Source organism: Paenibacillus sp. 2003, from assembly GCF_031455635.1.
Lineage (GTDB): Bacteria > Bacillota > Bacilli > Paenibacillales > Paenibacillaceae > Paenibacillus > Paenibacillus amylolyticus_B.
This window is the reverse complement of record NZ_JAVDTB010000001.1, coordinates 816,358-831,127: the sequence shown is the minus strand read 5'-3', so window position 1 is coordinate 831,127 and position 14,770 is coordinate 816,358. Positions and strand designations below refer to the sequence as shown.

Here is a 14,770-nt window from a genome sequence, read left to right as displayed (position 1 = left end):
TTGTTCACCTCATGCTTCCTTGCTTATCGTTGTACTGTCTCCATAATGAAAGCTTCGATAACGTCGCCTTCTTTGAGATCATTATATTTATCAAGTGTGATACCGCACTCGTAACCTTGTGCTACTTCTTTGGCATCATCTTTATAACGTTTCAGGGAATCCAGCTTACCTTCGTAAAGGACAATGCCATCACGAATCAGGCGTGCTTCCGCAGAACGCGTAATTTTACCCGAGGTAACCATACAACCAGCGATGGTACCCACTTTACTGATGGAGAACGTGCTCCGAACTTCAGCATGACCGATAACTTTTTCTTTGTAGATCGGATCAAGCATACCTTTCATCGCTTGTTCAATTTCTTCGATAACACTGTAGATTACGCGATGCAGACGAATGTCTACCTGCTCTTGATCTGCAGTTGCTTTCGCCTGGTTATCAGGACGAACGTTGAAACCAATCACGATGGCATTGGATGCTGCCGCCAAAATGATGTCGGACTCAGTGATTGCACCAGCGCCGCTATGAATGATTTTCACGCGTACACCTTCAACTTCGATCTTCGCAAGGGAACCTTTCAATGCTTCAACCGAACCTTGTACGTCACCTTTGATGATTACGTTCAGATCTTTGATCTCGCCATCTTTGATGTGTTGGAACAGATCATCCAACGTTACGCGAGTATGTGTACCCAGATCGGATTCACGTTGCGTAATCGCACGTTTGTCAGCGATGGAACGCGCTTTGCGCTCATCTTCAAACACCATGAATGGATCTCCCGCACCTGGAACTTCAGTCAAACCTGTGATTTCTACAGGTGTTGAAGGTCCAGCCTCTTTCAGACGACGACCTTTGTCATTGACCATCGCACGGACACGACCGAAGCAGTTACCTGCTACGAAAGCATCGCCGACTTTCAATGTACCGTGCTGTACGAGGATACGTGCAACTGGGCCACGTCCTTTATCCAGCTCGGCTTCAATCACTGTACCACGGGCACGTTTGTCCGGGTTCGCTTTGTATTCGTTCACTTCTGCAACGAGCAGAATCATTTCAAGCAGACCTTCCAGACCCATTCTTTGTTTTGCTGATACGTTAACAAAGATGGTATCTCCGCCCCACTCTTCCGGAACGAGTTCATAGTTAGTCAATTCTTGTTTTACTTTATCCGGATCAGCGCCCGGTTTGTCAATTTTATTGACAGCCACGATAATTGGAAGCCCCGCAGCTTTGGCATGGTTAATTGCCTCAACCGTTTGTGGCATAACACCGTCATCGGCAGCTACAACAATAATTGTAATATCCGTAACCTGTGCTCCACGTGCACGCATCGCTGTAAACGCTTCATGACCCGGAGTATCCAGGAACGTAATTTTTTTGTTGTTGATTTCGACTTGGTATGCACCAATATGTTGCGTGATTCCGCCTGCTTCGCCGCCTGTTACATTCGTGGAACGAATGGCATCCAGCAAAGTTGTTTTACCATGGTCAACGTGACCCATGATTGTAACTACCGGAGGACGAGCTTGCAAGTCAGCAGCATCATCATTCTCTTCCAGTGTTTCAAAACGGTCATCTTCAAGCACAATCTTCACTTCAACCTCAACACCGAATTCACCTGAAAGCAGAAGGATCGTTTCGATATCAAGCTCTTGGTTGATTGTTGCCATAACGCCCATAGCGATGAGCTTTTTGATAACTTCGGAAGCATCCTTATGGAGCAACTTCGCTGTTTCACCTACAGTCATATCACCACGAACGATGATTTTCTTAGGTGTGTTATCAATTTTCTCACGTTGTTGGTACTGTTGTTGATTTCTGTTGCGGTTGTTCTTGCCACCACGGTTACCACGGAAGTTGCCGCCACGGTTGTCATCATAACGACGTCCACCGCCACCGCTGTTCGAACGGTTACCACTATTGTTGTTGCTGCCAGTAGTACCACCTGGGCCGCTTCGACGTTGGCCTTGTCCTTGGCTCTGACCTTGGCCACCGCTACGGTTGCCAGCAGTACCTGTATTACCACCGCTGTTAGGTCCTGAAGTTCTTACTTGACCGCCACCGCTGTTATTTGGACGTTGACCCGATCCTTGCGGACGGGATGCAGTACTGCTTTGTCCACCTTGAGCTGGTCTTGGACGGTTAGTTGATTGTCCTCCTTGGCTTGAGCCTTGGGAAGAGTTCGTTCTGTTGCGGCTGTCTTGGCCGCTGGGTCTTTGGGTGCCATTGTTATTGTTGGAATTTGGTCTATTGTTCATACCTACCTGCTTTTCCTGTTGTATTTTTGTTTGTACGGGACTACCGGATGGGTTACTGCTCTTCGGCGTGTTCACTCCGCCGGCCGGCTTGTTGCTGTCCACTGGTTTGTCACTGCGCACTGCCGAAGTAGCAACTGGTTTTGCATCGTTGCCTTGTTTCGAAGCAGCAGTGGATTTTATATCTTTAAAAAATTGTTCCACCTTACCGACTGAACCATTCTCCATGACACTCATATGATTGTTTACGGGAATTTCCAGCTTTTTAAGAATGGTTATAATTTCTTTACTACTCATATTAAGGGACTTCGCATATTCATAAACTCGCAATTTATCCTTGTTTTCCTGTTTACTCAATATACTCCACCTCCGACATTATACCGACTTGCTTGGAGATCATTTTTGCAAACCCTCGATCCGTTACTGCAAGAACAACACGCGTGTCTTTGCCGATACTTGAACCCAGACTATCCCGGTCAAATCCGATCAACAGAGGAACCTTATAAGTTCCGCATTTATCGCGAAATTTCTTTTGTGTATTGGCTGAGGCGTCACCCGCAACAATAACCATTTTAGCTTCGGAAGAACGGATCGCTTTAAGTACAATTTCTTCACCTGTTACAAGTTTACCTGCACGCATAGAGAGTCCCAAATAAGACAGCGTTTTAATATTAGTCATGTTCACGCTCCTGTGCTGCTTTGAATTCATCCTCAACCGCGATGAAGTCAGCTGATAATTGCTCGTAAATTTCAGGTGAGACTTTGCCTTTTAACGCCCGATCCAAAGCCCGGTTTTTGAGTGCGAGCTTAAAACAGGACTCTTTGCCGCATAAATAGGCACCACGTCCGGATTTTTTGCCAGTCAAATCGATCAGCACTTCATCCTCTGGCGTTTTAACAATGCGAATCAGCTGCTTTTTGGGCATCATTTCTTGGCATGCCACACATTTGCGCAGCGGCACTTTTTTTGGTTTCATACGTCAGCGCCCCCCGTACTTTACTTTAGTCGACGGAGACGGAATCCTGATGCATTTCAGAAGAAGAATCTTTTTCTCTGCCGAATTCCTGTTCCGCCTGGCTCTCGCTCTTAATGTCGATTTTCCAGCCGGTTAATTTGGCTGCCAATCTGGCATTTTGGCCTTTGATACCAATTGCGAGCGACAGTTGATAGTCCGGAACGATAACCCGAGCCATCTTTTCTTCCTCAAATACATGAACTTCCAATACTTTGGAAGGACTCAGTGCATTAGCAACATATTCGTCTACCTGATCGGAGAAACGAACGATGTCGATTTTTTCACCGCGCAGCTCACCCACAATGGTCTGCACGCGCATTCCCTTAGGACCTACACATGATCCAACTGGATCAACTTCCTCGTTGCGGGAATGAACGGCAATCTTGGAGCGGAACCCTGCTTCGCGAGCGACGGAGCGAATTTCAACTACACCGTCAAAGATCTCGGGCACTTCCAGTTCAAAGAGACGTTTCAAGAGGCCCGGATGGGTACGGGACAAAATGATTTGCGGCCCTTTCGTCGTATTCTCGACCTTGGTGATATACGCCTTAATACGGTCACCATGAACAAACTTCTCGTTCGGCATCAATTCGGTCAGCGGTAAAGCCGCTTCGATTTTGCCCAGATCGATGTAGATATTGCGCAAATCCTGACGCTGCACCACTCCCGTAACGATATCTTCTTCCTTATCTACGAAAGCGTTGTAGATCAGGCCGCGTTCGGCTTCACGAATCCGCTGGGTCACTACCTGTTTGGCAGTTTGTGCGGCGATACGTCCGAAATCACGCGGCGTAACTTCAATCTCCGCAATATCTTCCAGCTGGAAGTGTGGGTTGATTTCTCGTGCAGCAGGCAATGAAATTTCGGTACGTGAATCCAGGACTTCTTCCACGATCAATTTACGGGCATATACCCGAATAACTCCCGTATTACGGTTCATGTCAACACGCACATTCTGGGCCGTGTTGAAATTCCGCTTGTAGCTGGAAATTAGTGCAGCCTCGATCGCTTCAAACAGCACATCCTTGCTGATCCCTTTTTCCCGTTCCAATTCATTCATTGCTTCAATAAAATCCATACTCATGAATGTTGATCCCCCTTTCAAACATGGCATCTCATACGTAAAACGGCGAAAGGCTCTGAACTCATGAGCACCTTGCCGTTATCGTGAGATGTGTCTTTTTCATTAATAAAGTGAACAAGGCACTTAAAACAAAATAGCTAGGCGCGCACTGGCAACCTTATCATAAGAAATGGCATGCTGTTTTTTGCCTGCTTCGATCACGAGTTCCCCGTCATCAAAGGAAAGCAGCTTGCCTTCAAATTCCTTCAATCCGTTCACCGGCTCGTAGGTTGTAACAAAAACATTTTTGCCTACAGATTTGGTAACGTCCTCAGGTTTTTTCAGTGGACGCTCCGCACCGGGAGAAGACACTTCAAGGAAATAGATGGTTGGAATCGGATCGTTCTCATCCAGCTTGGCGCTCAGCTTTTCGCTGATCAAGACGCAATCGTCGATGTCGATGCCACCCTCTTTGTCGACATACACCCGTAAAAACCAGTTGCTGCCTTCTTTGACGTATTCGATGTCAACCAGCTCGAAGCCTTGTTCGTTCAAGTAGGGTTGGATCATTTCTTCCACGGTAGATTTAATGTTCGTTGTGCTCAAAACCAATAACCTCCAACTTAGGTTACACCAGCAAAAAAGCACTGGCAGATTATTCAATACCCAAGATTCTTGTATACCAAAGACTAAAGAGTGGGTTTCCCCACTCTTTAGAAATTCGTACTATCTCGTTCACTTCAAAAATTATAACATAGTCTGGTAATAGTGACAAGTAAGCGATGGTTCAGGCAGTTTACTTACTAATGAAGGAAAAATTACGTTCCCCCAGCAATCGCTATGTTTAGATCCAAATTCAATCCTAGAAAAGAGAAAGCTGATTGCTCTCTGGTAAGCCACGGAAACATCCCATATTGGACAGGAGTTCAACAATGGTCTTACTTGCTTTCGACTTCTGCTGGAAGTCCTCAACCGATAGAAACTCACCATGATCTCTTGCTGCAGCAATATTGCGAGCAGCATTATCCCCGATTCCTGCCAACGCCGAAAATGGAGGGATTAGTGATTTTCCGTCAACGATGAACTTTGTCGCTTCCGAACGGTATAAGTCAATGGACTTCAGCGAGAATCCGCGTGCTGCCATTTCCAGACCCATTTCCAGGACAGGTAACATGTTTTTCTCTTTTGGAGGTGCTTGGAAACCCAATTGCTCAATTTCCGTAATTTTGCGATAGATCGCGTCATATCCCTGACACATCAGTTCGATATCAATCTCATCCGCCCGCACGGTAAAGTAAGTTGCGTAATATTCAATCGGATGATACAGCTTGAAGAACGCCGTACGTACTGCCGAAATAACATAAGCGGCCGCGTGAGCCTTCGGGAACATGTACTGGATTTTGAGACACGAATCAATGTACCATTGAGGCACTTTACAATTCTTCATCTCGTCAATCCATTCCTGTGGCAGCCCCCGTCCCTTACGAACACTCTCGGTAATCTTAAAGGCAAGACTTGCGTCCATGCCCGTTTTATAGATCAGGAATAACATGATATCATCCCGACAACCAATTACCGTCTTAATGTTACACGTTCCGTTCTTAATCAGATCCTGAGCGTTTCCAAGCCATACCCCTGTACCATGGGACAATCCGGAAATCTGCAGTAAATCGGCAAAGGACGTCGGTTGGGATTCAACAAGCATCTGACGTACAAACTTCGTTCCCATCTCTGGCACGCCAAACGTCGCGACCGGCGACCTAATCTGTTCCGGTGTAACACCCAGAGCATCGGTTGAGTTAAACATGCTCATGACTTTGGGATCATTCATCGGAATGGTCGTTGGGTCGACCCCTGTCAAATCCTGCAACATCCGCATCATAGTTGGATCATCGTGCCCCAGAATATCAAGTTTCAGCAAGTTTTCTTCAAAAGCATGATAATCAAAGTGTGTCGTTTTCCACTCCGCATTAACGTCGTCAGCCGGAAACTGAACAGGTGTAACGTCTTCGACCTCGATATAATCAGGTACCACGACAATACCGCCGGGATGTTGTCCAGTACTCCGTTTTACCCCTGTACACCCTGAAGCTAATCGATTCAATTCCGCTCCGCGCCATTTCTTGTGATGTTCTTCCTCATACTTCTTGGCAAAACCAAATGCTGTTTTCTCAGCCACCGTACCAATGGTACCCGCACGGAAAACACTCTTCTCACTAAATAGTACTTTCGTATAGTTATGGGCATGAGGCTGATAATCACCAGAGAAGTTCAAGTCAATATCGGGAACTTTATCTCCTTTAAATCCAAGGAAGGTCTCAAAAGGGATATCCTGGCCTTCTCCTTTAAGCGTACCACCACAATTCGGACATTCTTTCTCTGGAAGGTCAAAACCACTCCGAACACTGCCGTCCAGGAACCACTCGCTGTGTTTGCACTCCGAATTCACACAAATGTAATGAGCAGGCAGTGGATTAACCTCGGATATCCCCAGGAATGTAGCAACAACCGAGGAGCCTACCGATCCCCGCGAACCTACGAGATAACCATCCTGATTTGATTTTTTAACCAAGCGTTCCGAGATCAGATAGTTGGCAGAAAAACCGTATTTAATGATTGGAATGAGTTCTTTCTCTAGTCGTGCCACGATTACTTCCGGTAATTCCTCACCATAGATGGACTTGGCAGTGTTATAGCAGGTATTACGGATTTCTTCGTCCGCACCTTCCAGAATCGGAGTAAACAGTTTGTCCGGGAACAGCTTAATTTCCTCAAATCGGTCAGACAACTCCACCGTATTTGTAACAACGACCTCGTATGCTTTGTCTTGACCCAGGAACTGGAACTCTTCCAGCATTTCCTCTGTTGTTCTAAAATGTGCATCCGGTTTACGTTGATCTTTCAGTGGACTAAATCCTGTAATACCGTGAATGGTGATATCCCGATATAACTTGTCACGTGGTTCCAAATAGTGCACGTTACCTGTAGCTATGACCGGTTTATTAAGTTTTGCACCTATATCAATGACTTTACGGATCGCTGTTTTGATTTCTTCGGGTGTAGCCACCAACCCTTTATCCACCAAATGCATATACATGGTAAGTGGTTGAATCTCCAGTATGTCATAGAACTCAGCGATCTCTTCCGCTTCTTCGAGCGATTTGTTAAGCACCGCTTCGAAAAACTCCCCTTTTTCACAGCCCGATATAACTACAAGGCCTTCACGCAAATTAATCAGTTTTGATTTGGGAATGCACGGTACCCGCTTGAAATGTTCCGTATGAGAAAGAGATACCAGCTTATATAGATTTTTCTTACCGACATCATTCAATGCATAGATTCCACAATGGAAAGGTCTTGTATTCGACAAGTCGACACCTACATAATCGTTCAAGCGATCAAGCCTCGTTAATCCTTTCATCTGAGCAGCATCATTTAATAATCCGATTAGTATACCCGCGAGTGCAACCGTATCATCAATGGCACGGTGATGACTTTCAAGTCCAACCTTATACTTATCCGCCATTGTATTCAGACGGTGGTTCTTGTTTTTTGGAAATAACAATCTCGCCAGTTCCAATGTGTCAAGGACCGGGTTAGGAAGCTCTGGCAATCCAATTTGCTTCAACGAAGCCTGGATAAAGCCCATGTCAAAACGTGCATTATGCGCAACAAGCACACCATCACCAGCAAACTGTACAAAATCACGAATAACAGGCTCCAGCTCAGGTGCGTCTTTTACCATGTCATCATTAATATTGGTCAACTGCTGAATGTTGTAGGGAATACGTTCATGCGGATTCACAAACGTTGCAAACCGGTCGATTTCTTTACCATCTTGCATCTTCACGGCTGCAATCTCAATGATTTTGTTCTGTGTTACCGACAAACCTGTGGTCTCGATATCAAATACGATGTATGTTGCTGTTTGGAGATCCAATGGCTGAGGAGCCATTACAACGGCAACAGAGTCATTCACGACATTGGCCTCAAGGCCGTAGATCATCTTAATCCCGTTTTTCTTAGCAGCCTTGGAAGCCTCGGGATATACCTGCACCCCACCATGATCAGTGACAGCAATCGCCTTATGTCCCCACTCGGCTGCCATTTTCACGTATTTGTCAATTGAAGTTACAGCATCCATCGTACTCATTGTAGAGTGCAAATGGAACTCCACCCGTTTCTCTGGTGCATTATCTTTGCGAGACGGCGGTGCTTTAACTTCAATCAAATCCGAAGGAATCATGGCGAGTTCAGGAATTTGCATAAACCGGTCATATTCTACACGACCACGCACTTTTACCCATTTACCGTTAGCCAACAAACTGAGAATTTTTACATCCTCTTTTGTTTTGGCAAACATCTTCATTTGCATTGAATCCGTGAAGTCGGTCAGGTAGAAGGTAAACAATGTGTTTCCGTTTCGCAGTTCTTTACGATCCAGTCCAAACACCGAACCTTGAAGCGTGACCTTTTTCTCTTCATCCTGAATTTCCTGCATAGGTACCGCAGGTTCCTTGATGTCATAACCCATTTGCAAACGCAGATCACCCTGCTCCTCATCCACCTGGATTTCTGTGTCCACTTCACTCATCATCTTCTCGATGACCTCAAGTTCTTCTACACGTTTTTGGGCTTGGAACTGTTCCATGGCCTCTTTATTGCTTCCCACTTCACCCACTTGCATCTTGATGCGAAGAGGTAGATGAAAGTATTTTTCATAGAATTTTGTAATAGCTTGATCAATCTGTTTCTTACGAGCCAATTCCATCGACGTTGCATCACTCATTGTCAGTTGTAGAAGATCCTCTTCACATTCAAAGGTTGTCCGGTTCATCCAACCATTTACAGATGGAATCTCACGGGTAACCCACTCCAGAAACAGATTCCAATATTCACTGACGATATCACCATTTTGTACTTGGTCCGTGTATTTGAAGCCAAATGAAATTTTGGCGATATGATTCATCTTCTCTTGAATATGCAGGCAAAATGTGCGATAGATTGGAGCGGGTACCAACGTATCCTTCGCAATCAGAATATTCCATTCCCGATTACTTCGATTGGTCTCTACTTGTTCAATCCATCCATCCAAAAAATAGGGCTCTAACAGACCAGCCGGAAGCTCTGCCTGTTTCATCAACAACTCAAACCGTTTTCTCTTCTCCTCGAATCCGCTCATCGTGTTCCTCCTTGTACCCCCTTAAAGCATGAAAAGCCCCTGCATTCAAAAATGTCACCGATCCGAACTCGCACCGACTCATTTTATCCGACAGAAGCTCTCCATTCATTACTCTTACAGTCCGTACGTGTCATTATATAAATTGAACAAAGAGATATTTACACTTACCACTCCGATAACAGAACAACCTTCAGATCGCTGTTATCCCCAGATTTTTTGATTCCCTTTTACAAAGGTGAAAATCCGGGGATAAAGGCGAACGCTTTGCTTCTTCAGGTTATTTCTGTTCTCTACGTTCTCATGTAAATGTTTAGTTCAATGTATATAGTCAGGTTATCCTGACTTAATACGCTCTAGCAAACACAACTGTGTGTTCTGCCTGTTCACCACAAGCCAGGCACGTATGCTTTTCTTCCGCAGGCTGGAACGGAATGTTCCGGCTTGTTGCACCTGTGACTTCTCTTACTTTATCTTCGCAAGCTTCTGAACCGCACCATCCAGCCAGTGTAAACCCGCGTTTATTTTCCATCAGTTCTTTCATCTCATCGAGTGTATCCACGGAGTAGAAGTTATCCGACATAAATGTGCGAGCACGCTCTAACATATCTACCTGAATCTGTGTCAGCATAGCCTGGATCTCTTCTACCAGGTTTGCTTGTTCTACCACTTTCTTCTCACCTGTGATGCGTGATACGAGTACACAAACGCCATTTTCCATATCACGTGGACCAATCTCCAGACGAATCGGAACACCGCGCATCTCGTATTCATTGAACTTCCAACCTGGGCGAACATCGCTGCGATCATCCATTTTCACACGGACTCCAGCTTTTTTCAACTCAGTGAACAACTCATCTGCACGCCCAACAACAGCATCACGCGTTTTCGGAGGGCCAATTGGAATCATAACCACTTGTGTTGGTGCGACTTTAGGAGGAAGTACTAGACCACGGTCATCTCCGTGAACCATAATTAATGCACCGATCAAACGTGTGCTTACTCCCCATGAAGTAGTGTAAGCCAGCTCCAGCACATTATTGCGGCTAAGATACTGGATTTCAAATGCTTTTGCAAAGTTAGTCCCCATGTAGTGAGATGTACCTGCTTGTACTGCACGTCCATCCTTCATCATGGCTTCGATCGAGTACGTATCCACCGCACCCGCAAACTTCTCGGACTTGGTTTTCTGACCCACAATTACAGGAATAGCCAAGTATTCCTCAACCACTTCACGATAAATCTCAAGCATTTTCATCGTTTCTTCACGTGCTTCTTCTTCCGTCTCATGCGCAGTATGACCTTCCTGCCACAGGAACTCACTTGTGCGAAGGAAAGGCAACGTTCTTTTTTCCCAACGAACTACGTTAGCCCACTGGTTGATCAGTACCGGAAGGTCCCGATAAGACTGAATCCACTTGGAATACATGTGACCAATAATCGTTTCGGATGTAGGACGGATTGCCAGCCGTTCTTCCAGCTTCTCTCCGCCGGCTTCCGTAACCCATGGTAATTCAGGATTAAAACCTTCCACGTGCTCTTTTTCCTTTTGAAAGAAGCTCTCAGGAATGAACATCGGGAAGTACGCATTGCGATGACCCGTTTCCCGGAAACGACGATCCAACTCATCCTTAATATGTTCCCAGATTTCAAAGCCGTCTGGTTTAAACACAATACAACCGCGTACGGGTGCATAGTCCATGAGATCAGCTTTTTTGATAACATCAATGTACCAGCGTGAGAAGTCCTCACCCTGTGGTGTGATTTCAGTCACGAACTGTTTATCATTTTCCTTTGACATAAGACTCCAGCGTCCTCCCATAACGACTATCTCTGAATGTCCAGAGCCTAGTCCAACCGTAATTATCCGTTAATTAAACGTAATATATCATTGTAAGTTACTGCCAGCATTAACACAAACAACATCGCAAATCCGATGAAATGCACCATGCCTTCACGATTGGGATCAACAGGTCTGCCACGCAGCGCTTCAATTCCCAAAAATACCAGACGACTGCCGTCCAGTGCAGGTATTGGTAGCAGGTTAAATATCCCAAGATATAGACTCAAAATCGCTGCCCATCTCGTTAACTGCTCAATCCCTTGTTTAGCAATTTGCCCTGTCACTTCAAATGTACGAACTGGACCACCAATATCATCCATGTTGAATTGATTGATCAGATGTTTAAAACCTTCAAATATTATTTTGGTTGTATCAACCATGGCCACGCCTGAGACTTTAAATGTCTCTACAAATCCAACAGATCGGGTTGGTAGCGTAGGTACGATTCCCACTTTACCGCCCTCTTGTCCTTCTACAGCACGTGGAGTAATCGTTATATTAAACGTATCCGAACCCCGGCGTAGCGTCCATTCCATCGGCTTGTCTTTGGAATCGGCAATCATCGACACCATTTTTTGTGAATCTGTACCAATAACAGTACCATTGATCGTCTCAATAATATCACCCTTTTGCAGGTTCGCCTGATCGGCTGCCCCACCTTCAAGGACTTCACCAATTTCAAGATTTTTTGGATTTTCCACCGGAACTCCTGCCATCTGTGCATATACAGCAAACAGCACAAAGGCCAAGATAAAGTTCATGAGTGGGCCCGCAAAAATAGCCAATGCACGCTGTCCAACGGTTTTGCTGCCGAATTGACGATCTTTCGGTGCAATCTGCGTTTGTTTGCCACGGCTTACCAACATTGCTTGAGGATGAATACGATACTCCTGAATCTCACCATCTACATCCAGTTGAAGCTTCAGTGCATTCTCCATATCAATGGAGATGACTTCACCACGTATTACATTTTTACGGTTATCCAACTGATCCAGATAAATCATCTTCACCTGGTCATCCGCTGATCTTACCGCGATGGTCTGTCCTTCCTGGATCTCTACCAGTTCCGGATCTTCCCCTGCCATCCGTGCATATCCACCAAAAGGCAACAAACGTAATGTAAACTGAGTCTCGTTTCTTTTATATGAGAACAATTTGGGACCAAAACCGATCGCAAACTCCCGTACAAGAATACCGGCGCGTTTGGCAAAATAATAATGCCCCCATTCATGAACCGTCACGATGACAAAGAACATGAGCACCGTTAGAAATACCACTTGTATGGTTTCCAATCCCTATCCATCCTCCTTCACGGCACATACCGCAGTCTGTCCCTCTAGATTATCATTATTCTCTGATGCCGCACAAGAGAATCACTTCTTCCAATTTGTTATGAAAAAAGAGATTACAGACTGGCCGCAAGCTTACGGCTCTCCTGATCACAACGCGCGATCTCCTGCAGATCAGGCTTGTCTACATTGTGGTGTGCTTCCAGCACAGAAGCAATAATATCTTCTATTTTAAGGAATGAAATCTCTTTACGCAAGAAACGGGCTACAGCAACCTCGTTGGCTGCATTAAACGCCGTTGTTGCGGTTCCTCCCATTTTACCACACTCATACGCCATTCTTAAACACGGGAACCGTTCCATATCCATCTCACGGAAATGTAATTTCCCAGCTTGAGCAAGAGACAGACGCTGTGCTGGTGATGGCAAGCGGTCAGGGTACGTCAGTGCATATTGAATTGGAACTCGCATATCCGGATTACCCAGTTGTGCGATGATGCTTGTGTCATCAAATTCCACATAGGAATGAATAACACTCTCTGGGTGAAGCAATACATTAATCTGATCATATCGAAGACCAAATAACCAATGTGCTTCAATGACCTCGAGACCCTTGTTAACCATCGTTGCCGAGTCTATCGTAATTTTGGACCCCATTGACCAATTCGGATGTTTAAGCGCATCCTCTATAGTCACACTCTTCAACTGTTCACGGGTAAGATCACGGAATGATCCACCTGAAGCGGTGAGTGTAATACCTGCCAAGCGTTCTCTGTTTTCACCATTCAAACATTGGTATATCGCAGAGTGCTCACTATCGATGGGTAGCAAAGAGACTCCTTTGGCAGCCGCTCTTGTAGTAACAATATGCCCCGCCGTAACCAATGTCTCCTTGTTGGCCAGCCCGATCTGTTTGCCTGCGTCTATGGCAGCAAGCGTTGACTCCAATCCAACACTCCCCACCACCGCTGTAACAACCGTATGCGCATCGGTTCCTGCCGCAACTTCTACGAGTCCTTCTGTGCCATAAAACAGTTGCGTTCCTGCAGGCAAATGTGGAGCTACCTTCTCCGCTAATTCTTTGGACCCCACCGATACCTTCTTCGGTCGGTAACGTTTGGTTTGTTCGATCAGCAGGTCTGTATTGCCTCCGGCAGCCAGTCCCTCCACTTGAAAGAGTTCTGGATGCATATCAACTACGTCCAGTGTCTGGGTTCCAATGGAACCGGTTGACCCGAGAATCGCAATTTTTTTCATGCTGCACCTCATCTTTAATTATCCAATGCCTACGGCGAACAATGCTGTTATCTCAGACTCATGTTCTTCTTTAGTAGGGCAGTAGCATTAGTATATGTACGAATGGAAAAACAACAATCCAGCTGTCGCACCGATCAAGAATGCCTCCATGCCCTGGGAGAAGACTGCCTGAATCCTTGATATTATATACACGTTTGTATGCAGACTGGATCAAGTCACCCATCTGACCTACAACTGCACACGCAATTCCGATCACAATCGCTCTCTGCCAGGAAAGCAAACCATCTGATACTAATGCAAAAATAACAGAAGTAACAATTGCAATCACGATGCCACCCAGTGCACCCTCCACGGTTTTGTTTGGACTGATGGAAGGCCACAGTTTGTTTTTACCAATTAGTTTCCCTACAAAATAAGCTCCTGCATCACTGGCCCATATGGAGCCCAGCAACAGGAACGTCCAGAACAATCCATGATGCAGATGTCTGGATTCTGCAATGTAATAGAAACCGATTCCTATATACAACACGCCAAGGAAAAGCATCGCCACTGTATTCACGGAAACCTTATTTTTGGTGACAACCGAAGCTGTCATCAGTACAAGCATTACTATCCAGATGACCTGAAATAAGGATAGCGGTCTTACCTCCCAAAGCATTTCCCAAGGAAACACGATGGCAAAAACACCAGCATATCCAATCAGGGCCACACCTGAAAAAGGCATCACCCCGGTCATTTTAACAAATTCATAATAACCGATGAGAGCCATAAGCAATACCAAACCATGGTACCAGGGTCCGCCCAGCATGCAAAAACCTAAAAACAACACACCTGCTATGATTCCTGTCGTTAATCGCTGTTTCAACGGCTTC

The 14,770-nt window shown here is 45.5% G+C and carries 10 protein-coding genes; all 10 read right to left on the bottom strand.

Features of this window, described 5'->3' with window-relative positions; all coding sequences use genetic code 11:
- Positions 1-23: 23 nt before the first annotated feature.
- On the bottom strand, positions 24-2,609 hold the full coding sequence (infB, locus tag J2X75_RS03870; RefSeq protein WP_091031850.1) for a translation initiation factor IF-2: 2,586 nt from the start codon (positions 2,607-2,609) through the stop codon (positions 24-26).
- Positions 2,602-2,931 carry a L7Ae/L30e/S12e/Gadd45 family ribosomal protein gene (locus J2X75_RS03865; protein WP_017689142.1) on the bottom strand — a complete coding sequence of 110 codons (330 nt, stop codon included), beginning with the start codon at positions 2,929-2,931 and terminating at the stop codon, positions 2,602-2,604. Before J2X75_RS03865 ends, infB begins: the two co-directional genes overlap by 8 nt.
- Positions 2,924-3,229: an RNase P modulator RnpM gene (gene rnpM / locus J2X75_RS03860; protein WP_310334405.1), complete on the bottom strand. Its 306-nt coding sequence runs from the start codon at positions 3,227-3,229 to the stop codon at positions 2,924-2,926. Before rnpM ends, J2X75_RS03865 begins: the two co-directional genes overlap by 8 nt.
- Positions 3,230-3,254: 25 nt before the next feature.
- Complete coding sequence (gene nusA, locus J2X75_RS03855) at positions 3,255-4,352, bottom strand: transcription termination factor NusA (protein WP_062833827.1); 1,098 nt, start codon at positions 4,350-4,352, stop codon at positions 3,255-3,257.
- 123 nt (positions 4,353-4,475) lie between these two features.
- Positions 4,476-4,937, bottom strand: coding sequence for a ribosome maturation factor RimP (gene rimP, locus J2X75_RS03850; RefSeq protein WP_091017262.1), 462 nt, complete (start codon positions 4,935-4,937; stop codon positions 4,476-4,478).
- 256 nt (positions 4,938-5,193) lie between these two features.
- Complete coding sequence (locus J2X75_RS03845; protein ID WP_310334401.1) at positions 5,194-9,513, bottom strand: PolC-type DNA polymerase III; 4,320 nt, start codon at positions 9,511-9,513, stop codon at positions 5,194-5,196.
- A gap of 343 nt (positions 9,514-9,856) precedes the next feature.
- Positions 9,857-11,311 carry a proline--tRNA ligase gene (proS, locus tag J2X75_RS03840; RefSeq protein ID WP_091031854.1) on the bottom strand — a complete coding sequence of 485 codons (1,455 nt, stop codon included), beginning with the start codon at positions 11,309-11,311 and terminating at the stop codon, positions 9,857-9,859.
- A 62-nt stretch (positions 11,312-11,373) separates the two neighbouring features.
- Positions 11,374-12,645 carry an RIP metalloprotease RseP gene (rseP, locus tag J2X75_RS03835; RefSeq protein ID WP_307537666.1) on the bottom strand — a complete coding sequence of 424 codons (1,272 nt, stop codon included), beginning with the start codon at positions 12,643-12,645 and terminating at the stop codon, positions 11,374-11,376.
- 113 nt (positions 12,646-12,758) lie between these two features.
- On the bottom strand, positions 12,759-13,898 hold the full coding sequence (locus J2X75_RS03830) for a 1-deoxy-D-xylulose-5-phosphate reductoisomerase (RefSeq protein WP_310334398.1): 1,140 nt from the start codon (positions 13,896-13,898) through the stop codon (positions 12,759-12,761).
- A 70-nt stretch (positions 13,899-13,968) separates the two neighbouring features.
- The gene (locus J2X75_RS03825; protein ID WP_310334397.1) at positions 13,969-14,763 is read right to left on the bottom strand and encodes a phosphatidate cytidylyltransferase; all 795 of its coding nucleotides are present in this window, start codon (positions 14,761-14,763) and stop codon (positions 13,969-13,971) included.
- Between the last annotated feature and the right edge of the window lie 7 nt (positions 14,764-14,770).